The sequence below is a fragment of the Xenorhabdus taiwanensis genome (assembly GCF_036512875.1).
Lineage (GTDB): Bacteria > Pseudomonadota > Gammaproteobacteria > Enterobacterales > Enterobacteriaceae > Xenorhabdus > Xenorhabdus taiwanensis.
In genome coordinates this window covers 3,553,257-3,576,698 of record NZ_AP028978.1, presented here as the reverse complement: position 1 = coordinate 3,576,698, position 23,442 = coordinate 3,553,257, and the positions used below count along the sequence as shown (strand labels likewise).

The following is a 23,442-nucleotide window of genomic DNA, read 5'->3' as shown; positions in this document are numbered from 1 at the left end:
TTTACATAAAATATAATACAGGCTCCACCTACATCATTTAGCGTTAGTCAGAACCTAATATATTGATTTAAAATATATCTCCAATAAATAATACCTTGATGTAGCTAAAATTATTCATGGTTCTTTCCTATTCGTAATGTCATGTCGAATAATTTCAAGGAACTACCGGAGTAGCAGTTTCTGAGTTCTTTTCCCGAGGACACTGCTTGTTCACTGCTTTTTCTATAGATTTCATAATCCACTATTTACGGCTGAAAATATTTTTTATTGGGTACAAAAATTCACCTAACATATGAGGTTAATCAATTTAACGCGATGCTCGACTTTAACACCCTATAACGTTGGCTTGTTGAAGCCAGTCGCGTTGACTTTTACCTTGTTTAAAATTAGCAAAAATGCCCAACGTATGAGAAAGCAGTTTTCTGGCTATTCGATTACTCAAGTGCCACAGATCCCGCGCCAGCACTTCTCGATAGCAAATTGTCCGGAAGTTCTTGACCGCTACAAGTCACACCAGCACGATATCAAGAGTGCGGAGGCTTTTTTTAATATTTCGTTTTCCATTTCAATACGTTGCAGTTTCTTTTTCAGCTACGTATTCCAATTTGCTCCGGCGTGATGGGCTGGGCTTTAGGAGATTTCCCTTGCCATTCCTGCCTCAACTGACTCACCCAGCTTCCCAAGGCTGATTTACTGACATTCATCGCCTGGCGGCCTCCATCACACTGTAATTCTGATCAAGGACTAACTGGGCGGATTCCAGTTTGAACTCGGGGTTGGAACGTCTTTTCATTATGTCACCTGTTGAATTATTGAAGTGAGAATATCACCTCTATAACGGTGACCAAAATTAGTGTGCCACTTCAATAAGTAATGGTAGGATTGATAGGTAGCTCGAGCGAGGGGATCGCAGTGGATAAAGCTTTCTGTACTATTGATGAAAAAGAATGGAGCGCGGATGCATTTTACGCATTGCAGCTCGCTGAGATCCAACTAAAGAGGCGGAGTTTGCTTTGTACCGAATGTAAGGGTAATGCATGGTTCAGACGATCAAGTTACGGAAATGACGCACCGCATTTTTGCGCCCATCACAAGGAAAACTGCTCACTGGGGACCTCATACGAAGCTGTGGGAGAGGGGGATGAAAATAAAGGATTACCTGCATCAGACGCTGACAGCGGCATAGTATTAGATTTAGGATTAACGCAGGGCTATGATATTGATGTCAAAACAGTAGTGGATACCTCTGAAACTACACCTCAGGGACATAAGTTCACGGGTAAAAAAACTATTGATGGTGGAAGTTTAAAATATCCAGCACATTTTACTTTAAAAAACCTACTTTACAAATTGGTGCAGTCAAAAGGGTTATGCTATGCCGATAAAAAGGTGGGGTTTAAAGACCGATTTTTTAACGATTTACCGGAGCGTGGGGCTGAACTGTTTGTCGAGTTTATTAATGTTGCGCCATGGATGGATGGTGCTCGTAGAATTTTTTGGGGCTTTATTAGTGATGTTGGACAAACAAGAGATGGCAAAATTTGGTTAAATGCAGGTAATATCAAATCTGGATTAAGTGTCTGTATCAATAGCGAAATTTCAAGTGAGTTCAAAGAGCAATTTAAGGTTAAAAACAGTCTTGATGAATTAGATGGATGTCATGCACTAATTATTGGTACTTGCATATATGCTACAACAGGTAAACCAATACTGTGGTGTGGTGATCTTAGTTATATCGTGCTGAGAAGGTATAAGTTTGATCAGGATTTATAACATCAGCCGGTGTAGTAAGATGTCTATGTATACCAATCTAACTTGAAGATGCAGGAATTAAAATCTGAAAGTTGTCAGTCAGTCGAGTCGTAAGTTCTTTCGCTTTTTCTGGCAAAGTGACCTGAAAAAAGTGACGAAGGGTTTCACGGAACGTCTTCGCATCCGGAAAATAGACATTGTTACGCACCTGCTCATTCATATACTTCCACAATCGCTCTATCGGATTGAGGTTTGGGCTGTAAGGCGGCAGGTAATGCAATTCAATATTAAGAACATACGCGATATCTTTCACCAACTCTGCCCGGTGATAACCCGCGCCATCCAGAATAGTATGGATTTTTTGCGAAAGCGGGTAAGTTTCCCGGATTGCCCCGAAGAAATCCTCGTCCTTTAGGAGGAGGAGGATGTCAAGAAGATCACATTACCACAAACACTTACTGTAGCAATGCGGGAGCAACCTAAAAAGAGACAGTTGATCGAGTTGGAATAAAGCAAACTGGATACGTTACTGGATGGAAAACGTTTCTGGGAAGAAAATAATTTAAATCCGATTTAACCTGACAGATACCTGTATAAATAACCGGTATCTGTCAGATCGAGTTTGAGCTAATACACTCTATATAGCCTGATTCATCCTATTCATTTTAAAATTTTCTGCTTGTGCCAGAACGCCGTAATACACTTCATCATTAGCTACGGGAGGGAAACCATGTTTATGCAGTAGTAGAATCAGATCAACCTTGAGTTTTGCTTTAATGTCGTCACGCTTACTCCAGTCTGGGTATTGAGCGGTGTTATCAACAATTAGCTTCATTTCTTTAGCCAGAACGAGTATTTTGCCATCGTCATAGGTGAACTGATATTTTTCACGCATATGAACCAGAATGTCATAAAAAGCTTTCTCTTCAATATCAATCCCCATTTTGGCATAGGTGCCCATTTCAGTTTTAATATTGTAGATGATATCGGTCATTTCTTGACTGAATGTATCGAATTCTTTCCCACTTAAGATGTCATCTTCCCTGCGTTCGTTATAGCGTTCAACCAGTGCCTGAAAACGGCGGGAAAAATTGACGCCTTGTAGTTGGTTGATCTTTTTAAAATCGCTAATGGCTTTTTCCAATAGCTTTTGTAGTAACTGGATTTTGGTATTGGGTAGTTTGATCTTGTTAACCCGGGCTATATAGTCATCGTCAAAAATATCGATAGACTCTGCTTGGCCTTCACCCAGTGTATACAGTTCCTCAACGCCGTTAGATTTTAACGCATCAGCAATCATCTCTCGTACTTTGGCGTTCATTTGGGTGACATCCGGTGCATCGCCTTTAGTGAGTTTAAAAACGATAGAACGGATAGCTAAGAAAAAGTGGATATGATCGCGCTCGTCTTGAGTTAATAATTCGCTGCCACAGCAGATGTCATAAGCTGCTTTTAGTCGTCTGACTAGTGCCATGAAACGGTGTTCCCGCTTTTTGTTTTGTAATACAAACTCAGCGGCATAGTTCAGGCATGCGAGTTGTGCTCGAGCCTCACCACTAAAATAATCTCGGCTATCGAAATGGTGGAAAATATTCTCTAGTAAATCAAGGTGATCTTTCACTGCGGTAATGGAGAGACAGATATCTTCAAAGTTAACCGAGTCGATTTTGGAAAACATCGCCAGTGCCTGATTCATTTGTCGTTTGATACCAATATAATCGACGACTAAGCCTTTGCTTTTTCCTTGAAGGTTACGGTTTACCCGTGAGATAGTCTGAATAAGATTGTGTTTTTGTAGGGGCTTGTCGATATAGATAGTATCTAATTCGGGCACATCAAATCCTGTTACCCACATATCCACAACAATGGCAATTTTGAAGTTTGATTTTGGATTTTTGAACTGTTTATCCAGTTCCTTACGGTGTTCCTTGTTGCCAAGTAAATCATAGAGCGTTTTTTCGTCATCTTTATCACGTGTCATCACCATCTTCACCATTTCAGATGGCGGCAATTTTTCTTTTTCATCCTCAGTCAGTTCGATATTATCTGGAGTTTGTTTTACTTCAAACCAAGCGAGGCGTATTGTTTTAAGTTGTTTATAAAATTCCCAGGCAATCTCACGGCTGGCACAGACAAACATGGCTTTGCCTTTTATCGTCGAACCTTCTGCCACGCGTTTTTCGTAATGCTTTGTAAAATCATCGGCTAATGCTCGCAGACGATCTGGATCGCCCAAAATAGCATTCATATTGGCGGATGCTTTTTTACTTTCATCTATTTGATATTCGTTGGTGCCAGCGGCGGCACATTCTTCGTAGTATTTTTCGATCTCTTCAAGTTTACTGTTATCAAGAATGATTTTTGCAGCACGTCCCTCGTAAACGATAGGAACAGTGATGCCATCTTTCACTGATTCAGTCATGGTGTAACTATCAACGATTGCCCCGAACACATCCAATGTGGCATCAATAGGTGTTCCGGTAAAGCCAGCATAGGTTGCTGATGGTAGTGAATCGCGAAGATATTTGGCAAAACCATAGACTTTGCGAATACGCCCTGTACTGTTATCGATAAGTACTTTCTGGTCGAGATTAGTTTGGCTTCGATGTGCTTCGTCAGAGATACAGATAATATTGTTACGTTCTGAAAGTAATTCTGTTCCTTCAGTGAATTTATGGATTGTTGTTAGGAAGACACCACCGCTGTTACAACCCGCGAGTTTTTCACGTAACTCTTCGCGATTTTTAACCGATATAATTGTGTCATCTCCGATATATTTTGTTGCGTTACAAAATTGACGGGATAACTGTTCGTCCAGATCGGTACGGTCAGTAATCAATACAATTGTGGGGCTGGCAAAATCTATACTCTTCATCAACAGGCGGGTTAAAAACTGCATAGTGTAACTTTTACCACATCCAGTAGCACCAAAGTAAGTTCCGCCTTTTCCATTACCTTGTGGTTTACGTGCACGTTTAATGCTGTAATAGAGCTTACGTGCAGCATAATATTGCGGGTAACGGCAGCAGATTTTAATTTCACTGTTCGTATTATCAGGAAAACAGATAAAGTTTTTGATAACATCCAGTAAACGTATTGGATGAAATAATCCTTTAATCATGGTGTATAGAGAATTAATACCGTTTTGTTCACAATTTTCATCCCCGGTAATTTTGCGCCAGGAATAAAAATATTCGTAGGAAGAAAACAGGTTACCCATCCGGGTATTAGCGCCATCGCTGATAATACACATTGTGTTGTAAACAAACAGTTGTGGAATATCACGACGGTAGCGGACACAGAGTTGTGTCCAGGCATCGCCTAAGCTGGCTTTTTGCTCGCGAATAGCACTTTTAAATTCGAATACCACTAATGGCAGGCCATTGATATAGAGAATAGCATCGGGAATACGGGGCTGCTCATCTTTGCCGATAATTTCGAGCTGGCTCACTATCTTAAATCTATTACTCGAGCTAGTAGGATAATAGAAAGCCGAAGGTTCCGCGGCTTGTTGCTGCAATACTTCATCGGCATTAAACAATTGGTTTAGTGCAGCGGGTAGGTGACGGGTGTCGATAAGTTCGATATAGAGATCTTTCTCTGCCCGATCATCTCGTTTAAACAGAAAGCCATTAGACAGCCAGGAGCAAAATGTTTTATTGCTGTCGTAAAGATCATTAGCGGAAAGGGTCGTGAGCTGGCGAATAATACGTTCAATTTCACTGTTTGTTAGTCCATCAGATTGATAGCGGGTTGTGAGGTAATTGCGGAGTTCATCGACAATTATCACTTGTTCCTTATCGGTTCTGCTGAGGTTTTCACCGCGTGTATGGGGATAACCTTGTTCTCCTAACAGTTCGATAATGGCACTATCTAACTTGGCTTCGCTAAATTTCAGGCCCATTGTTTATTTCCGCTCCTAATTATTGAAACGGCTAATCATACAATAGTTTTTCTTATTTTTACTTTGACTTATTACTCAATATTCTAAAAACAAAATAAAAAACCCCTTGTGAAAGGGGTTGAAAATTATGCACATTTTGTTTCTGTGACGGTTTCCGGTAGGTCATCAAGGGATAACTCGCCGGAGATTAGTTTGGGGAGTAGAGTGTCTCGGAGTTGGGTTAATGACTGTATTTGTATACTGTTAAAAGCTATTTTCTCCGAAATATTTAAGATATATTTCTCCACATATTTAGAGAGAGGTGGATTTGGAAGCAAAATTTTTTGATCGGACAATACCTTTCTATTTAATTCAGTTTGTCCTGTACTACCTTCCCCTAATTGTTCTATTACGTTTTCTTGAAGCATTAGTAATTGCCCAAAAGTATATTTTGGACAAAGTGTCTCGTTAGCTCTTACAACGGTTACATGGGAATCGACAACAGAATTTTCTGGTAAAAACCGAACTTGTGCCATTCTTCCCAAGGTTCCAACTCCTGTAGAGTTAATTAAAATATCACCTAATTCTAGTTCATAGCCTGAAACTTTTTTTAATTCAGTATTGTTTCTTCGGCATAATGAGAAGTTTATTTCATGGTTTCGGATACATTTTTGATTAATGACCTGAACACCACCATCTTCAATATATTTAGGTGAGATTCCTCTTTTTAAGAATGAACTAGCTTCAAATAGTGTATATATATTCCATCCCTTCGGCACCCAGCCTAATTCTGTTTCTTCAAACTCTGCCGGAAATAGAGTACGAATCTCTTCCGATAATGGTTTAAAGTCTGGGCTGTTACGCACTTTCTGGCGCAGATTCGCCCGTTTATGAAGGCTATCAGGGATTGGATTTCCTGCCTCTAGCGCATTATCAATCACTGGATCGAAATCGACAAACCAGGATTTAAATAGTGTTTGTGATATTTGTTCTAGGGTTTTGTTGATTTCTTTGTTAATAAAAATTTTTTGCTCAATAGATTTTAATTGTGCAGATACATATTTTTGGATTTGTATTGATGGAAACTTAAGAATAATTTCCCGTAATTCTGATTGTTTTATGCCTGTGACTGTACTTCCTGAAGCTCTACCATTCAGCTGATTTTGGACGAAAGAAGATTGCAGTAAATATAACAAATAGTCATTACTCAAGAGGCCTTTTTTACCTCTTAAAGTAATTATGCGTTGAGCTAATGCTACCTTACGCTCATCCAGTTGAGCAACTTCACCTAAAGGAGCCTCTGTTGTTAATACAATATCCCCTGGAAGAGGTAATCCTCGTGTCATCCAGCTATTATAATCCCCTTTGGCTATGAACTCAGTTACATCTTGTAGTTGGCCATTTTTAACGATTTTAGCCGTAATTAATGGAATACCACTATTTGACTTTTTTGGGGTTTTGCCTCGGTAATCAACAATAGTATCCATACACTCTTCAAGACGCATTTCAGTATACTTAATCCTCATAGCCTAATGCCTCCAGATTCTGGCGAATTACTTTGTCCAGTTCTTCGGCTTGTTTCATTTGTTGGAACAATGTTTTTGACAGATCACGCATTTTAGTCTCAAAAGCAATACCATCATCTTCCTGTTCTGCTGCACCAACATAGCGGCCCGGAGTCAGCACATAATCGTTAGCTTTAATCTCTTCAATGGTTGCTACTTTGCAGAAACCAGCAATATCTTCGTATTTTTCCAGTTTTCCATCGCCACGTTTAATACGCTCCGCCAACTCTTTCGGCGTACTGCGCCAAGCGTGGTAAGTATCGGCAATGGTTGCGATATCGTCTGCTGTCAGTTCCTTACTGGTACGGTTAACCATTGAACCAATATTACGGGCATCAATAAACAACGTTTCACCCTGGCGATTACGATAGCCTTTGGCAACATCCACATCTTTATTTTTGGTGATAAACCACAGACAAGCTGGGATCTGGGTGGTATAGAAAAGCTGGCTGGGGAGGGCGATCATGCATTCTACCAGATCATTTTCGATCATTTGCGCACGAATTTCCCCTTCACCACTGGTATTGGAACTCATGGAACCATTTGCCAACACAAAACCCGCAGTACCAGTTGAGCTCAGTTTGGAGAGTATATGTAAGATCCAACCGTAGTTGGCACTTCCTGTCGGGGGAGTACGATAGCCAGCAAAGCGTCGATCATCAGTTAATTCTTTTTCGTTACGCCATCCTTTCAGATTAAAGGGTGGATTAGAGAGAATATAGTCAGCTTTGAGATCAGGATGTTGATCGTTAAAGAAAGTATCTGCGGGTTTCTCACCTAAGTTGCCAGATAATCCACGAATGGCAAGGTTCATTTTTGCCAGTTTATAGGTCGTTGCAGTAAGTTCTTGCCCATAAATGGCAATATCGCGGCTTTTACCCTGATGGCTCTCTACAAATTTCACGGATTGGACAAACATGCCACCGGAACCACAGCAAGGGTCATAGATCTTACCCTGAAAAGGCTCCAGCATTTCGGTCAGCAAAGTTACCACGCATTTTGGAGTATAGAATTCGCCACCGCCTTTACCTTCGGTCGCGGCAAATTTTCCAAGGAAATATTCATAGACTCTGCCGATCAAATCTTCTTTGGAAAGCTCTTTAACACCGGTTTCACGAGCAGTGGTTTCGATGTTATTGATGGAGTCGATCAACGATGCTAGTTTTTTAGGTTCCAGATTTTGGCGGCTGAAGTAATTATCTGGTAATGCGCCCTTTAAAGCAGGATTACGTTTTTCTATTGTAGAGAGCGCTGTATCAATAAGTACTGCAATATCATCTTGTTTGGTACGTTCTTGGATAAATGTCCAGCGCGCCTCTTCGGGCAGATAAAAGATATTATCTTGCTGGTAGAAGATTTCCATATCGATAAAGGCTTGTTGGCCTTCGTCTTCCATTTTTTTACGGCGTTGCTCAAACTTATCACTGATAAACTTTAAAAAAACGAGACTCAGTACGACATGCTTGTATTCGGAGGATTCGACACTGCCTCTGAGTTGGTTAGCGGTATCCCATAACGTTTCTTCAAATCCTTTTTTTGCTTTGGTTTTCTTAGTTGCTGCTTTAGCCATGTTGATCTCAAATTCGTATTACTGTGACGGCAAGTATACTAACAAAATATGTTAAACGTCGTCTTCAGTACTTCTTGGGGGCTTTTAGGGGTATTACAGATCAAAATAATCAGTATCATATCCATCCAATGTGATCACTTCAAAACGCCCAATTGAATGAAACTTGTGATAAGTTTTTCAGAAGCTCTGAGACGACGGTATTACAGATTTCTTTTTTTAAGCGATGGTTATACACCAACCTTCTTTCTCTTTACCACCCCATAAACGCCACCTGCTAGCATTGCACCAACCAAAATAGCGCCTAAATAAGTTAATACAGGTGTAATCGCTCCCGGAATTAATAATACAAACAACCCACCATGTGGTGCCATGAGTTGCACACCAAAGTACATCGAAAGCGCCCCTGTCACTGCACCACCTAGAATACAACTTGGCAGTACCCTAACCGGATCTTTCGCCGCAAATGGAATCGCCCCTTCGGTAATAAAACACAGCCCTAATACCAGTGCCGCTTTTCCACCTTCGCGCTCACTTTGCTCAAACTTATTCCGTGCAATCATGGTTGCCAGCCACATTGCTAATGGTGGAACCATCCCCGCGGCCATAATTGCCGCCATTGGTCCGTAGGTCTGTGCACTTAACAACCCGACACCAAACGCATAGGCCGCTTTGTTAACCGGGCCGCCCATATCCGTACACATCATGCCGCCAAGAATCATGCCAAGGATCACCGCGTTGGTGGTTCCCATTGATTTCAGCCAGTGGGTCAGCCATTCCATAATTGTGGCTACGGGTTTACCCACGACATAAATCATGGTTAATCCGGTGACTAACGTCGCAACCAATGGGATGATTAAAATCGGTTTTAACGCCTCCATGCTTTGCGGTAGATGCAGTTTGGTTGTCAGGAGGTTGGCAACGTAGCCCGCAAGGAAGCCTGCGATAATACCACCAAGAAATCCTGCGCCAGTGCTGACGGCGAGCATACCACCAATAAGTCCGGGCGCTAATCCGGTGCGTCCTGTGATGGAATAGGCGATATAACCTGCAAGTACGGGCACCATTAAAGCAAGTGCAGAGCCACCACCGATTTGCATGAGTGCTGATGCCAATGTGCCGGGTTCTTTGAAGGCTTCGATGCCGAATACAAATGACAGTGCGATGCACAATCCACCTGCGACAACCATCGGCAGAATGTAGGATACGCCGGTCATCAAGTGTTGATAGATGCTGGTACTTTCCTGTTTTTTATTGGTGGATGGATTGAACGCGTTGGCGGCGGAAATGCTGCCTGTGGCTGGGTAAATCTCGGCTTCGGTCAATGCGTTATCCAGTTCCTGAGCGGTTCTTTTCAAGGCGGCACCGGTGGAGGTACGATAGAGGCGTTTGCCAGAGAATGGCGAGAGATCGACACCAATATCTGCCGCTACAATCACCAAATCCGCTACTGCAATTTCTACGTCGGTAATGGCGTTGTTGGTTCCCACGGAGCCACGGGTTTCTACTTTGATCTGCCAGCCACGGTTTTGGGCTTCGGTCTCCAGCGCTTTGGCTGCCATAAATGTATGGGCAACACCTGTCGGACAGGCTGTGATAGCGATGATATTGACGGGATTTTGTTGATCCATGCTGACGATATTTGGCTGTTGGTAAATATTGGCTTGTGTTTTGGCATGATGGAGAAATGCTTCTGGTTCACGGATCGCTTGTTCGGCAGAGCCTGTGAAGGTTTTTTTGCCGTGCAGGTTAAGTGAGGTTGGTGCAGATTCACCGATAAGGATCACCAGTTCGGCATTGTCCACATCGGTAACAAGAGAAAGTTCATGCCTGACGGCTGTATTTTCCAATATATGTTTGGCGAGGTAAGCGCGCACCTGCCCCTGTTTATCGTTACTGATAATGAGTGTTTTCATGATGTTCTCTTCTTATTGTTGTTTTTCGATGGATAAGGGGTTAACGCAGTCAGTTCGACTTTTGCCATGAGTCGGGCGAGTTGTTGGCGGTCGATATTACCAATGTTGCTTTGGCTGACAGTCATAGCGGAGATGGCAGTAGCAAGGCGTAATGTATGCTCATTGTCTTGCCCCATCATCAGGCCGTAAATCAGTCCGCCGACCATTGCATCACCTGCGCCAACGGTGCTGACGATTTCGCAGTGCGGTGGTTTAGCGAGCCATACTCCCGTTGAGTTGACCAGAACCGCGCCTTCTTCACCCAATGAAACGACAACGTGCGAGATCTCCGTGGCACGCAGTTGGTGGGCGGCAGTGATGATATCTTCGAATGTCGGTAAAGGCCGCCCCGCCCAGATCTCCAGTTCGCGGCGGTTGGGTTTGACCATCCACGGTAGAGCCTTGAGTCCGGCAGTCAGGGCTTCTCGACTGCTATCAAATACCACGCACATACAAGTTTTGCGTAGGCGTTGCATCCATTCAGTGAAGTCATCCAGTTCTACACCCGTTGGCAGGCTGCCACTGACGCACACCATATTGAATTGACTCAGCCACTGGATGGAATCTTTGGCGAAACGTTGCCACTCTGCTTTGCTGACGCTGAATCCTGAAAAGTTGAAATCAGTAACCAAACCATTCTGTTCAGTCAGTTTGACGTTGGTGCGTGTTCGCCCCTCTACAACCTGGAATCGATTGATGATGCCTATTTCTGCCAAGTTTTTTTGAAAGGTGTTCTGGTTCTCTTTGCCCAGAAAACCACCTGCGGTGACGTCGATACCGAGTGTTTTGAGGATCTTGCCAACGTTGATGCCTTTGCCTGCCGGATATAATCCCGTGGTCTGGATGAGATTAACTTCGCCGGTTTTGATGTTTTCAACCCGTCCAACCAGATCATAAGCAGGGTTCAGAGTGATGGTCGCGACTTTTTTGTTCATGCTATTTCCTCACCCATGTTTTTGTTAATAAGGGATTCAATAGCGAGCAAGGCGTCTTTGGCATCGGAGCCGGTTGCAGTAAAGCGAATTCGTTCACCTTGTTTAACGCCTAAACCTGCAACTTGCATCAGCTTACTCCCATCGACGGGAATGTTATTTCCATCAAGATAGGTGATGGTGATTTGGCTATGGAATTGTTTAATAGTATTAACCAGAAGTGCGCTGGGGCGGGTATGCAGGCCATGTTTATTGGGTAGGATAAAATCCGCAGTCAGTGCGTTTTTTTGAGGCAGTATCGTTTCTTGTGCTACATCCATTGTCAGTAGGTCTACGATGGCTGTGCTATTTTTGGCACGTAACAGGCATTCACCTTTACCTTGTTGCAGCAGAGTGCTGAGTTTATCTAGAAAACTGTGCAGTTGATCATCTGCGCAAGCGATGGTTAATAACAATCCAACGGGTTGTTTATCAACAGTAAAAGGAGTTTTGGGGCGGGAGATAGCAATTGCATTATGCAAATTGCCCTGCGAACTGTCACTGAGCCAGATACTTTGGCCAAGGTGTATTGGTGGCTTGGTAAAGACATCGGCAATAAATTTTGCATTCACTGCGTTGGCTTGTTGTAACCGAGAGATGTTTATTGCCTGCAAGGTTGCCAGGTCATGTGCGTCAATATCCAATGTGAGCGTGGAGTTATCCAGCAGATAGGAAGTGGTGTTCATTAATAAACGATAGAGTTCATTGACATCGGTGGTTTTTGCCATCCGGCTGGCACGGTTTTCATCACGAATGATCGGGATCAACTGATGCAGCAGATTAAGGTGTTCGTCGGATTTTGCCGCAATGCCGATAACAAGGTGGACGGTTTGGTTATCGCCCCAATCAATTCCATGCGGAAATTGCATCACTTGTACGCCGGTTCTCAGTACGTTGTTGCGGGTTGTATGGGTGCCATGTGGGATGGCAATACCATTACCCAGATAGGTTGAAGAGTGTGTTTCACGTTCCAGCATTCCTTCGGCGTACTCTTTACTGGCATATCCTGCCGCAGTGAGAGCTGTGGCGACTTGGCGAATAGCACTTTCTTTATCGGTAGCATGTGCTGCCAGATGGATATCTTGTAACAATAGATGAAACATTGATGATTATCTTCCTATAATTAATTGAAACGATTCAGCTTTTAAGTAAAAAAATAACATCAAATGAATTCATGTTATTTTTATTATTTAATGAGCCAAGTAATTTGTTTTTTTAAATCGAATTTTTACCGCAATAATTTAATTTTAGTAATAAAGCGAACTAATATTATTTTTATTGCCCGCTTATTTTATAGCTATTAATTATGTGTTTTATGATGAGGATAAATAATGTCAATCATCTGTATTAATGGGAATGTATTGTCAACGAGTTAGAATGTAAAGTGAAGTTTTAGATTATTTTATAAAATGGTGATGACGATCTTGGTTATTTTGATTTTAATGCAACTTATTAATGATAAAAATAAAAGACTAAAAAATATAAATATTCAAATAAGTAAAAAACAGGGAATATAACAGTTACCATAACAGGGAAATAATAAAATGAAATACAAGTATTGCTAAGTTGTTTGACTATTTTTGTTGTAGAAAGAAAAAATATAATATACATAACTATGTTCAATATTGGAGTTTAGGCTGGCGTTAGTCAGAGCCTAATGCATTGATTTAACATATATCCAAAAAAGGTAATGCCTTGAGGTAGCTAAAGAATTCAGCCTTAAAAGTGGTTTCAAAACGGTCAGTTTTTTATAAAGTGGAAAAGCTGGCTCAAATCTTCCAATGTCTTGAGATTTTCAGCCAGCTCAGCGTCAAAAACTCACTTCCCAATTCCCACCGGATACGACTCAAACAAATACCCATCAAAATTAGGATCATCGACATCGGATAATTCAAGCAAACTTTGTTTCACGTTTTCTAAATGTTGCCACATCGTTTGTTTCGCCGCTGCGGGATCTTTTTTGATCATCGCTGCCAAAATTGCCTGATGATCGTTCAACCACGCTTTACGATAGTCGGTATTGGTAATTCGGCTATGTAACTTGATCCACATAGGGTTATTCTCACGCCATGCCCAGGATTGTTTAAGCAATTCAACTAACATACTGTTATGCGTTGCCTGTGCGATAGCTAAATGAAACTCCTTATCACCGGATTCACTTTCTCCTGAAATCAGATCTTTTTTCTCTTTTTCCAATGCATTGCGCATATTGGCAATATCGGCCGGAGTCACCTGGAGCGCGGCAAACTCAGCGATATTACTTTCCAATAATTGGCGCGCTTGCAATAACTCAAAAGGCCCTGCGGCATTAATGGTGGTATCGCTTGCATAAGCGCATGGTAGTTGGATGAGATAAATGCCTGAGCTTTTGCGTACTTCGATGAGGTTTTCCAATTCCAGTACAATTAACGCTTCACGAACAAGCGTGCGTGAGACGCTGAATTTTTCCGCAATTTCACGTTCTGTCGGCAGACGATCACCGGGAGAATATTCCATATCGATAATCATCTGACGTAATGATTGGGCTACTTCGTGATAGGGACGTCTGGAGTCTGCAAAGTTCATCATTTAATGCCGCCGTAAGGTCATATACTTAAATGGATCGACTAAAAATGATGTTATTCTAAGGCATCAATGCCAGAAATATAACCACCTATTCTTGTTACAATAAGTGGTTTTGAGAGAAAATTATTCTAATTTACGCACTCGATTTACCATTTCGAATAATTCCGGTTGGGTTTTTGCAATATCGGCATACAGGGGTTTAACCGCGTCTTGAAAGAGGGTTTTATCCACGGCAATAAACTCAACACCGTGTTTTTCTGCTTTGGCACGCTCTTCCTTTTCTGATGTTTCCCACAGTTGAATCATGTATTTTGAGGAGTTCAGTGCCGCTTTTTTCACAATTTCTTGCTGTTCAGTGGTTAATTTATTCAACGAGTTGTTCGACATTAACAGTACATCAGGGATCATCGTATGCTCATCCAGGGAAAAGAATTTTGTCACTTCGCTATGGCGGCTTAGCGTAAAAGAAGTAATGTTGTTCTCTGCTGCATCCACTACCCCCTGTTGCAGTGCGGTATAGAGTTCACCATAAGCGAGTGGCGTTGGATTTCCTCCTAACCCTTTCACCATCGCAATGGCGGTTGGGCTGGGTTGTACGCGAATTTTCAAACCTTTTAGGTCGTCAGGCGTTCTGATCGGTTTTTTCGCATAAAAACTGCGTGCACCAGCATCATAGTAAGTAAGACCAATAAATCCCATGCCTTGGCTTGAAGCGAGGATTTCTTTACCAATATCGCTATTAATAACTTGTTGATAGTGCGCTTTATCGCGGAATAAATAGGGCAGGTTAAAAATGGAATAAGCCGGAGAGAAGGCTTCTAATTCTGCTGCATTGGATTTAGCAATATCCAGAGCGCCGTTTTGCATCAATTCGATAGATTCACGTTGGTTGCCCAATTGAGAATCAGAATAGATGCGGATACGAACCTCTCCATTGGTTTTTTCTTTCACTTCGTTAGCAAACTCGGTCATGGCTTTATGGACAGCATGATCTCGGTTCTGGTTATGGCTGAGTTTCAGTGTTGTCACAGCGAAAGCCTGAGATGTCCCCAGCATAAACATGACGCCAGCCGCTATGCTTGCTATACCTGAAACTTGTCGTTTGTTGCTCTGCATGTTTGGTTCTCCAGAGGTAAGTGTAGGTTTTTGTTATTTTCTGTGGACAAACCATAATCAGATCTCTGTGATTGGGCAAAGGGTAAAATCCGATTGGTCGATCTGAATCGCAAAAATTGGCTAAATTGGTTGACCTTTTGTGTTTGTGATCTATATCACTCTTTTTCTGGTAGTTATTGCAACGTTTTTAGTACGATCAGTATAGATTCTGATTCCTGTGTGGACTTTAATTGGTAAACCAAAATGACAGGAGTCGGATAAATGAAAAACCTTGTAGCGATAACCAATAAAAGTTTGGCATTTTTTACCATCTGCCTGCTGGCCTTTCTGGTTTTATGTGTGTCGTGGCAGGTCATTTCACGCTATGTCCTAGATGCACCGAGCACCGAGACCGATGAGTTAGCACGTTATCTGTTTATGTGGGTTGCAATGATTGGTGCTGCATATACCACCGGACAACATCGTCATCTTGCGATCGATCTGCTGATGATGAAATTAACAGGAGTCAAGAAAAGTATTACCGGCCTGATTATTCAGGCAGCCATTATTTTATTTTCTTCCATTGTGCTGTTTTATGGTGGCAGCTTGCTTGTTTCATCGACGCTGGAAAACGGTCAAATCACCCCTGTATTAGGCTGGAAGATGGGATACATCTATTTATGTTTGCCTGTTAGCGGATTATTGATGATTTTCTATGCGCTCGTTGATGTGGTCTCGATTGTTCAGCATTTTTCTGGTCAACCACCCGCTGTGTCTGAAAATCATTAAATTGTGGAGGTTAGGATATGGATTGGTCTACCATTGCCGCACTCTTTGGCACATTTGCAATATTGCTGGCATTGAGTGTTCCCGTTTCTTTTGCAATCGGCTTATCTTCGTTAGTCGCTATTACGATGACATTGCCGCTGGAATCTGCGATCACGGTTGTTGCGCAACGTATGGCGGCGGGAGTCGATAATTTCTCTTTATTAGCGATCCCGTTCTTTATCCTGGCCGGAAATATGATGAACCAGGGCGGGATAGCTGCACGTTTGATCAATCTGGCTAAAATGATTGGCGGCCGTTTGCCGGGATCATTAATGCACGTCAATATTATGGCGAACATGCTGTTCGGGGCAATTTCCGGCTCGGCAGTGGCGTCCGCTGCTGCGGTCGGGGGGACAATGGCGCCGATGCAGAGAAAAGAAGGATACGACCCTGAGTTGTCTGCTGCCGTGAACATCGCTTCTTGTCCTTCAGGTTTGCTGATCCCACCCAGCAATACCTTGATTGTGTACTCGTTGGTTTCAGGAGGAACGTCTATTGCCGCCTTGTTCTTGGCAGGTTATATCCCCGGCATTATTATGGGAGTTTCACTCATGATTGTGTCTGCCATTATTGCCAAGAGGAAACGTTATCCTGTTGCGCCTCGGCCAACATGGCGCGAATTTTTTGCTACAGCGTGGAAAGCCATCCCCTCATTAATGCTGATTATAGTGATTATGGGCGGGATTATTGCGGGGATCTTCACCGCGACAGAAGCATCAGCCATTGCCGTGCTCTACAGTTTTATTCTCGCAGTCATTGTTTATCGTGAAGTAAGTTTCAAACAACTACCCAAAATTATTCTTGATTCTGCGGTGACCACATCTATTGTTTTGCTGCTGATTGGCGTATCAATGGGTATGTCCTGGGCGATGGCCAATGCTGATCTGCCATACCTGATTGCGGATGCGTTGATGACGGTTTCTGATAATCCGCTGACCATTCTGTTAGTCATTAATATCATTCTGTTGATCGTGGGGATCTTTATGGATATGACTCCAGCCATTTTGATCTTCACGCCGATTTTCTTACCTGTTGCGATGAGCATGGGTATCGACCCTGTGCATTTTGGCATCATCATGACATTTAATTTGGCTATTGGGATTTGTACCCCTCCCGTCGGCAGCGCTTTATTTGTGGGTTGTTCGGTGGGAGATGTGAGTATTGATAAGGTACTGAAGCCATTGTTGCCGATGTATGTTGCGCTGATCTCGGCGCTAGCGCTGGTGACATATCTGCCGCAATTGAGTTTATGGTTACCGGAATTAGTCTTGAATTAGTTATAGGGGGAATTATGAAACAAACTTGGCGTTGGTATGGGTCTGGAGATCCGGTTTCATTAGCGGATATCCGTCAGGCTGGAGCAACAGGAGTTGTGACGGCATTGCACCATATTCCCAATGGCGAAATCTGGCCTATCGAAGAGATAGCACAACGTAAGGCACTGATTGAAGCTAATCAACTGGAGTGGACAGTCGTAGAGAGTGTTCCCCTTCATGAAGATATCAAAACGCATACTGGAGAGTACGATCGATGGATCGCAAACTATCAACAAACTTTGCGCAACCTCGCTGCCTGCGGGATTAAAACAATATGCTACAACTTCATGCCTGTTCTGGATTGGACTCGTACTGATCTCGAATATGAATTACCTGATGGCTCAAAAGCGCTGCGTTTTGATCAAATCGAATTTGCTGTTTTTGATATCCACATTTTGCAACGCTGTGGTGCAGAAAAAGCGTATTCCGATGATGAAATTGCGCAAGCACAATCACGTTTTGTTTCAATGACAGAAGAAGAAAAACAAAAACTAACAAACACGATTATTGCTGGTCTTCCGGGGGCAGAGGAAGGCTATACCTTAGAACAATTTCGCCAACACCTAAAACGTTATACCGGTATCGATAAGGCCAAATTGCGTGAGCATTTTGCTTATTTTCTGCAACAGATCATTCCGGTTGCAGAAGAACTCGGCATCAAGATGGCCGTTCATCCTGATGATCCCCCGCGTGAGATCTTAGGCCTGCCACGCATTGTTTCTACCATAGAGGATATGCGTTGGATAGCTGAAACGGTAGACAGTCATGCCAACGGTTATACGATGTGCACCGGATCTTATGGCGTGCGCGCGGATAATGATTTGGTGCAGATGATCAAATTATTTGGTTCCCGTATCTATTTCCTCCATTTGCGCTCAACCCTGCGGGAAGAAAACCCCTCCACGTTCCACGAAGCGGCGCATCTTGCTGGTGATGTGGATATGTATGAAGTGATCAAAGCGGTTGCGGAAGAAGAACATCGTCGGTTGGCTGCGGGTGAAAATTACCTGATTCCAATGCGGCCTGATCATGGCCATCAAATACTTGATGATTTGAAGAAGAGAACAAATCCCGGCTATTCGGCAATCGGTCGCCTGAAAGGGCTGGCTGAAATTCGTGGCCTTGAGTTGGGCATTCATCGTGCATTTTTTCGAAAATAGTTTCTGACCTTGAACCCTACAGGGTAGTGAATGAATGTCACTCACTCCCGCTGATTTGTGAGTCCATTATGGAAAAAAATCTTGTCAGTGCGATAACCTCTGTTCCATGCCCTCACTGGACAACCGAACGCCTGACTTCCCGTATGGTGCATTTAGGTTGCGGTGCATTTCATCGGGCACATCAGGCGCTTTATACACATCATGTATTAGAACAGACAGACAGTGATTGGGGATTCTGTGAAGTTAACCTGATGCTAAATGATGCTTCACTGATTGAAAATCTGAAAAAACAGTCCATGCGCTATACCGTCGCAGAAAAAGGGCAGGAAGAAATCAGATTAAAAATTATTGGCTCGATGAAAGAGGGGATGCACCCATTAATTGATGGTGTTCAGGCGATTATCGAAAAAATGGCGCACCCTGATGTTGCAATCATCTCTTTGACCATCACCGAAAAAGGCTATTGTACCGATGCTGCAACAGGGCGTTTAGATCCAAATAATATTTTGATTATTAAAGATATTGCTAATCCCGCCGTGCCAAGATCAGCTATCGGCTATATCACTGCGGCATTAAAATTGCGTTTTGAACGAAGCCTGCCTGCGGTGACGATTTTGTCGTGCGATAACGTGCGGGAAAATGGGCATGTCGCCCGTGAGGCCGTATTGAGTCTGGCGCGTTTGCAGGACGAAAAATTGGCACAATGGATAGAAAGCCAGGTAACGTTTCCCTGCACGATGGTGGATCGTATTGTGCCGGCAGCCACACCAGAAACCTTAACTGAAATTGCCCAACGGCTGGGCGTTGAAGATCCCTGCGCTATTGCCTGCGAACCTTTCCGTCAATGGGTGATTGAAGATAACTTTGTCAATGGGCGTCCAGATTGGGACCTGGCCGGAGCACAATTTGTGGACGATGTAGCGCCATTTGAAATGATGAAATTGCGTATGTTAAATGGTGCTCATTCCTTTCTGGCCTATCTGGGTTATTTGGGCGGTTATGCCCATATCTCCGATACAATGACAAATGTCGATTATCGTCGGGCAGTGTACGCACTGATGCTGAATGAACAAGCTCCAACCCTGTCGATGCCAGAAAATATCGATTTAATGGCCTATGCGGATAAATTGATCGAACGGTTCACTAATCCAGCGTTAAAACACCAGACATGGCAAATTGCGATGGATGGCAGCCAGAAATTGCCCCAGCGCCTGCTTGATTCCATTGAATGGCACCTTGTGCGGGGAAGTGATTATCGCCATTTAGCGCTCGGTGTAGCGGGTTGGATGCGTTATATCAGTGGTGTGGATGAACAAGGCCAACCGATTGATGTGCGTGATCCATTAAAAGAGACCTTTGCAGCGATTTATACGAAATATGGTCATTCTGTTGATATGGTAGAAGCGCTACTGGCAATTGAATCGATCTTCGGTAAAAAATTAGTCAAAAACCGTGAGTTTGTCGATAACGTTACCAAAGCCTACCAAAACTTACTAAACATTGGTGCCCGCCAAGCGGTTGCGGCTCTTTGAGCATAGAGGAAAACATAATGAAAACCTTTATGTGTGAAGATTTCCTGTTAAATAATGACGTGGCCCGTCGCCTTTATCATGATTACGCAGCGTTGATGCCGATTTATGATTATCATTGTCATCTTAATCCAAAAGAGATTGCGCAAAACCGCCGTTTCCCCAATCTTGGTCAAATTTGGTTGCAGGGTGATCATTATAAATGGCGGGCGATGCGTGCGGCAGGGATTGAAGAGGCTCTGATTACTGGTACTGAAAGCAGTGACTACCAAAAATACCTCGCCTGGGCGAAAACGGTTCCTTTGACGATCGGTAATCCACTTTATCACTGGACACATCTGGAATTGCGGCGTCCATTTGGCATTAGCGGAAAATTATTTGAACCTGACACCGCAGAGGCTATCTGGCATGAGGCGAACGAAAAACTCTCTCAACGTGAATTTTCTGCCCGTGGCATTATGCAGCAAATGCAGGTACGAATGGCAGGAACAACGGATGATCCCATTGATTCTCTCGAATATCATCAACAGATCGCCAAAGATAAAGATTTCACCATCAAAGTGTTACCAAGCTGGCGGCCGGACAAAGTTTTCAAAATTGAATTACCGGGTTTTTGTGACTATCTCGAACGATTAGGAGAAGTCGCAGATGTCGCTATCGGGCGTTTTGCTGATTTATTGCAGGCATTAGAGCGTCGCCTTGAACACTTTCAGGATCACGGTTGTGTGGCATCGGATCATAGTATTGAACAATTGCGTTATGCGCCGATACCTGATGAAAAAGTGTTAGATATTGTTTTGCAAAAGCGCAGGCAAGGGCAATCACTCAGTGAATTAGAAATAGCACAATTCACAACAGCAGTGCTGGTTTGGTTAGGTAAGCAGTATGCAAAACGCGGCTGGGTCATGCAGTTGCATATTGGTGCCTTACGCAATAACAACACGCGTATGTTTAATCTGTTAGGCTCAGACAGCGGCTTTGATTCCATTGGCGATAATCCTATCGCTTACCCATTATCTCGCTTGCTGGATGAGATGGATAAAACCGATGAATTACCGAAGACTATTCTCTATTGCTTAAATCCCCGTGACAATGAAGTGATCGCAACTATGACGGGCAACTTTCAGGATGGGAGAAGTATTAGGGGTAAGATCCAATTTGGATCGGGCTGGTGGTTTAACGATCAAAAAGACGGTATGCAGCGTCAATTAGAGCAACTCTCCCAATTAGGTTTATTAAGCCAGTTTATCGGTATGCTGACAGATTCACGCAGTTTCTTATCCTATACCCGTCATGAATATTTTCGGCGCATTCTCTGTAATATGCTGGGGAAATGGGTCGAAAATGGTGAAATCCCCCATGATGAAAAAATGCTGGGGCAGATAGTTCAGGATATCTGCTTCAATAATGCTGAACGTTATTTTCAGGCCGTGAAGGATTAAAGAATGCAGATACGGAAAATTGCCCTGATTGGCGAAGGTATGATCGAGCTAAATGGCATCCCATTTGGTGCCATGACACAAAGCTATGGCGGTGATGTGCTCAATAGCGCGGTTTATCTGGCTCGCTCTGGCGGCGATATGCTTGATGTCCATTTTGTCACGGTGATGGGAACGGACGCCTTGAGCGAAGGTATGATCTCACGCTGGCAGCAAGAGGGCATTGATACTGCGTTAGTGTTGCGTGATAACGTGCATCAGCCTGGTTTATACCTGATCCAACTTGATGAAAAAGGTGAGCGCACATTTCTGTACTGGCGCAACGACTCGGCGGCGCGTTATCTCTTGCGTCATCCTGATTACCCCATAGTGCGCCAGCGATTGCAGGACATGGATGTACTCTGTCTCAGCGGGATCAGTCTGGCGATTTTGCCGGAAAATGATCGCCAACGGCTGCTCAGTGATTTGAAACAGTTATCTTATGAAGGGAAGATGATTTTCTTTGACAGTAATTATCGTCCGGCCTTATGGGAAAACGAAGCTCAAGCCCGTGAGTGTTATCAGCAAATGTATGCCATCACGGATATTGCGTTAGTCACTGACGATGATGAAGCGAGTCTCTGGGGAGATATGTCAACTGAGGAAAGTTTTCATCGCCTGAAAAGAATGGGGGTTCAACAAGCCATTATCAAAGCGGGTGAACGGGGCTGTTTTTATCGTGACTTAAGCGGCTGCGATGCCACACTACATATTAAAACTCAACTTGTGACACCTGTCGTTGATACCACTTCGGCGGGCGATGCATTTAATGCGGGTTTTATCGCGGGGTTGTTAAATGGGAAATCTGTTCATGATTCAGCATTAATGGGGCATCAGCTCGCAGGGGTTGTGATCCAGCATAAAGGTGCGATTGTTCCGCAAGCCGCGACACAAGGGGTTATCGCGCGTTTTTTTAATTCGAACGAAATTGGAGAGGATGAAAATGCAAGAGATGATAGCACGTCTGCGTCAGATTAAAATTGTGCCTGTGATAGCTATTGAAGAGGCCAGCGATATTATTCCTCTTGGTCACGCATTAGCAGACAACGGTTTGCCTGTAGCTGAAATCACGTTTCGTACCGAGAGTGCTGCCGAAGCGATTAGCCTGCTGAAAGCTGAACGGCCAGATATGCTGATCGGGGCTGGCACCGTGCTTCGTCGTGAACAGGTTCATCAGGCAAAAGTAGCAGGGGCAGAGTTTGTTGTCTCACCAGGGCTTAACCCAAACACCGTACAGGCGTGCCAGCAAATTGGGATCCCTATCATTCCCGGCGTGAATAATGCCAGCACAATTGAACAGGCGCTGGAATTAGGCATCGATTTTGTCAAATTCTTCCCGGCTGAACCCTCGGGTGGGATTGCGATGATTAAAGCGCTACTTGCCCCGTACCCACCGTTAAAGGTCATGCCAACCGGTGGGATCAGTGTTGAGAACATTCGCAATTATCTTGCTATCCCACAAATTGTGGCATGTGGTGGTTCATGGATGGTCAGCCCACAGTTGATCCGAGATAAGGAGTGGAAAAAGGTTGGTCAATTGGTGAGGGAGGCGGTGGAGTTGGTGGGCTTGCTGTAATGGGGTATGAGGTTTTGTATGCCTTAGTGACACCATCTATGGTTGTAGTAGTCCATACACTCCTTGCAATAACCTTTTATCTTTATTCCCCTTTTCGTATTCTCTCACCCGCATTTTGGGGCGGGTAAGATGTTAAATCTGCACTGAATGGATCTTTTCTGCATATAGCGGCTACTTGCATCTCCCTATTTCACGTAATGAT

The 23,442-nt window shown here is 43.4% G+C and carries 16 protein-coding genes and 3 pseudogenes; 8 read left to right on the top strand and 11 right to left on the bottom strand.

The window, feature by feature from the left end; all coding sequences use genetic code 11:
* Nucleotides 1-325 precede the first annotated feature (325 nt).
* A pseudogene (locus ACE1SE_RS18900) lies at nt 326-489 on the bottom strand (IS982 family transposase); the annotation flags it as partial.
* Nucleotides 490-540: 51 nt separating this feature from the next.
* Nucleotides 541-793 (bottom strand): annotated as a pseudogene (locus ACE1SE_RS16660) (transposase); the annotation flags it as partial.
* A 119-nt stretch (nt 794-912) separates the two neighbouring features.
* Between ACE1SE_RS16660 and ACE1SE_RS16655 the strand changes: the two are divergent.
* On the top strand, nt 913-1,773 hold the full coding sequence (locus ACE1SE_RS16655) for a hypothetical protein (protein ID WP_374051822.1): 861 nt from the start codon (nt 913-915) through the stop codon (nt 1,771-1,773).
* Nucleotides 1,774-1,810: 37 nt separating this feature from the next.
* On the opposite strand, the pseudogene ACE1SE_RS16650 reads toward ACE1SE_RS16655, so the two are convergent.
* The 9 genes and pseudogenes from ACE1SE_RS16650 to ACE1SE_RS16610 form a co-directional block, all read right to left on the bottom strand.
* Nucleotides 1,811-2,152, bottom strand: a pseudogene (locus ACE1SE_RS16650) (transposase); the annotation flags it as partial.
* A gap of 237 nt (nt 2,153-2,389) precedes the next feature.
* Nucleotides 2,390-5,656 carry a type I restriction endonuclease subunit R gene (locus ACE1SE_RS16645; protein WP_374051821.1) on the bottom strand — a complete coding sequence of 1,089 codons (3,267 nt, stop codon included), beginning with the start codon at nt 5,654-5,656 and terminating at the stop codon, nt 2,390-2,392.
* Nucleotides 5,657-5,781: 125 nt separating this feature from the next.
* Complete coding sequence (locus ACE1SE_RS16640) at nt 5,782-7,161, bottom strand: restriction endonuclease subunit S (protein WP_374051820.1); 1,380 nt, start codon at nt 7,159-7,161, stop codon at nt 5,782-5,784.
* Entirely contained in the window at nt 7,151-8,770 is a 1,620-nt protein-coding gene (locus tag ACE1SE_RS16635) for a type I restriction-modification system subunit M (RefSeq protein WP_374051819.1), read from the bottom strand. Before ACE1SE_RS16635 ends, ACE1SE_RS16640 begins: the two co-directional genes overlap by 11 nt.
* 227 nt (nt 8,771-8,997) lie before the next feature.
* Entirely contained in the window at nt 8,998-10,683 is a 1,686-nt protein-coding gene (gene fruA, locus ACE1SE_RS16630) for a PTS fructose transporter subunit IIBC (RefSeq protein WP_374051818.1), read from the bottom strand.
* Nucleotides 10,680-11,657: a 1-phosphofructokinase gene (gene fruK, locus ACE1SE_RS16625; protein ID WP_374051817.1), complete on the bottom strand. Its 978-nt coding sequence runs from the start codon at nt 11,655-11,657 to the stop codon at nt 10,680-10,682. Before fruK ends, fruA begins: the two co-directional genes overlap by 4 nt.
* On the bottom strand, nt 11,654-12,796 hold the full coding sequence (fruB, locus tag ACE1SE_RS16620; protein ID WP_374051816.1) for a fused PTS fructose transporter subunit IIA/HPr protein: 1,143 nt from the start codon (nt 12,794-12,796) through the stop codon (nt 11,654-11,656). Before fruB ends, fruK begins: the two co-directional genes overlap by 4 nt.
* Before the next feature lie 715 nt (nt 12,797-13,511).
* Nucleotides 13,512-14,261 (bottom strand): FCD domain-containing protein, encoded by a 750-nt coding sequence (locus ACE1SE_RS16615; RefSeq protein ID WP_374051815.1) that lies wholly within the window; start codon nt 14,259-14,261, stop codon nt 13,512-13,514.
* Nucleotides 14,262-14,381: 120 nt separating this feature from the next.
* Nucleotides 14,382-15,374, bottom strand: coding sequence for a TRAP transporter substrate-binding protein (locus ACE1SE_RS16610; protein WP_374051814.1), 993 nt, complete (start codon nt 15,372-15,374; stop codon nt 14,382-14,384).
* Nucleotides 15,375-15,635: 261 nt separating this feature from the next.
* Between ACE1SE_RS16610 and ACE1SE_RS16605 the strand changes: the two genes are divergently transcribed.
* From ACE1SE_RS16605 to ACE1SE_RS16575, 7 genes are all read left to right on the top strand, one after another.
* Nucleotides 15,636-16,142, top strand: coding sequence for a TRAP transporter small permease (locus tag ACE1SE_RS16605; RefSeq protein ID WP_374051813.1), 507 nt, complete (start codon nt 15,636-15,638; stop codon nt 16,140-16,142).
* Nucleotides 16,143-16,159: 17 nt separating this feature from the next.
* Nucleotides 16,160-17,458 (top strand): TRAP transporter large permease, encoded by a 1,299-nt coding sequence (locus ACE1SE_RS16600; protein WP_374051812.1) that lies wholly within the window; start codon nt 16,160-16,162, stop codon nt 17,456-17,458.
* 14 nt (nt 17,459-17,472) lie between these two features.
* Nucleotides 17,473-18,657: a mannonate dehydratase gene (gene uxuA, locus ACE1SE_RS16595; protein WP_374051811.1), complete on the top strand. Its 1,185-nt coding sequence runs from the start codon at nt 17,473-17,475 to the stop codon at nt 18,655-18,657.
* Nucleotides 18,658-18,725: 68 nt separating this feature from the next.
* Nucleotides 18,726-20,189, top strand: a complete 1,464-nt coding sequence (locus ACE1SE_RS16590) for a fructuronate reductase (protein WP_374051810.1) — start codon at nt 18,726-18,728, stop codon at nt 20,187-20,189.
* Nucleotides 20,190-20,206: 17 nt separating this feature from the next.
* Nucleotides 20,207-21,628, top strand: coding sequence for a glucuronate isomerase (uxaC, locus tag ACE1SE_RS16585; protein WP_374051809.1), 1,422 nt, complete (start codon nt 20,207-20,209; stop codon nt 21,626-21,628).
* A gap of 3 nt (nt 21,629-21,631) precedes the next feature.
* Nucleotides 21,632-22,642 (top strand): sugar kinase, encoded by a 1,011-nt coding sequence (locus ACE1SE_RS16580; protein WP_374051808.1) that lies wholly within the window; start codon nt 21,632-21,634, stop codon nt 22,640-22,642.
* Nucleotides 22,608-23,240: a bifunctional 4-hydroxy-2-oxoglutarate aldolase/2-dehydro-3-deoxy-phosphogluconate aldolase gene (locus tag ACE1SE_RS16575; RefSeq protein ID WP_374051807.1), complete on the top strand. Its 633-nt coding sequence runs from the start codon at nt 22,608-22,610 to the stop codon at nt 23,238-23,240. Before ACE1SE_RS16580 ends, ACE1SE_RS16575 begins: the two co-directional genes overlap by 35 nt.
* Nucleotides 23,241-23,442 lie beyond the last annotated feature (202 nt).

Excerpts from the sequence above, each read along its gene's own strand:
- ACE1SE_RS16645 (WP_374051821.1), bottom strand. The coding sequence starts at position 5,656 with ATGGGCCTGAAATTTAGCGAAGCCAAGTTAGATAGTGCCATTATCGAA.
- ACE1SE_RS16640 (WP_374051820.1), bottom strand. The coding sequence starts at position 7,161 with ATGAGGATTAAGTATACTGAAATGCGTCTTGAAGAGTGTATGGATACT.
- ACE1SE_RS16635 (WP_374051819.1), bottom strand. The coding sequence starts at position 8,770 with ATGGCTAAAGCAGCAACTAAGAAAACCAAAGCAAAAAAAGGATTTGAA.
- fruA (WP_374051818.1), bottom strand. The coding sequence starts at position 10,683 with ATGAAAACACTCATTATCAGTAACGATAAACAGGGGCAGGTGCGCGCT.
- fruK (WP_374051817.1), bottom strand. The coding sequence starts at position 11,657 with ATGAACAAAAAAGTCGCGACCATCACTCTGAACCCTGCTTATGATCTG.
- fruB (WP_374051816.1), bottom strand. The coding sequence starts at position 12,796 with ATGTTTCATCTATTGTTACAAGATATCCATCTGGCAGCACATGCTACC.
- ACE1SE_RS16615 (WP_374051815.1), bottom strand. The coding sequence starts at position 14,261 with ATGATGAACTTTGCAGACTCCAGACGTCCCTATCACGAAGTAGCCCAA.
- ACE1SE_RS16610 (WP_374051814.1), bottom strand. The coding sequence starts at position 15,374 with ATGCAGAGCAACAAACGACAAGTTTCAGGTATAGCAAGCATAGCGGCT.
- ACE1SE_RS16605 (WP_374051813.1), top strand. The coding sequence starts at position 15,636 with ATGAAAAACCTTGTAGCGATAACCAATAAAAGTTTGGCATTTTTTACC.
- ACE1SE_RS16600 (WP_374051812.1), top strand. The coding sequence starts at position 16,160 with ATGGATTGGTCTACCATTGCCGCACTCTTTGGCACATTTGCAATATTG.
- uxuA (WP_374051811.1), top strand. The coding sequence starts at position 17,473 with ATGAAACAAACTTGGCGTTGGTATGGGTCTGGAGATCCGGTTTCATTA.
- ACE1SE_RS16590 (WP_374051810.1), top strand. The coding sequence starts at position 18,726 with ATGGAAAAAAATCTTGTCAGTGCGATAACCTCTGTTCCATGCCCTCAC.
- uxaC (WP_374051809.1), top strand. The coding sequence starts at position 20,207 with ATGAAAACCTTTATGTGTGAAGATTTCCTGTTAAATAATGACGTGGCC.
- ACE1SE_RS16580 (WP_374051808.1), top strand. The coding sequence starts at position 21,632 with ATGCAGATACGGAAAATTGCCCTGATTGGCGAAGGTATGATCGAGCTA.
- ACE1SE_RS16575 (WP_374051807.1), top strand. The coding sequence starts at position 22,608 with ATGCAAGAGATGATAGCACGTCTGCGTCAGATTAAAATTGTGCCTGTG.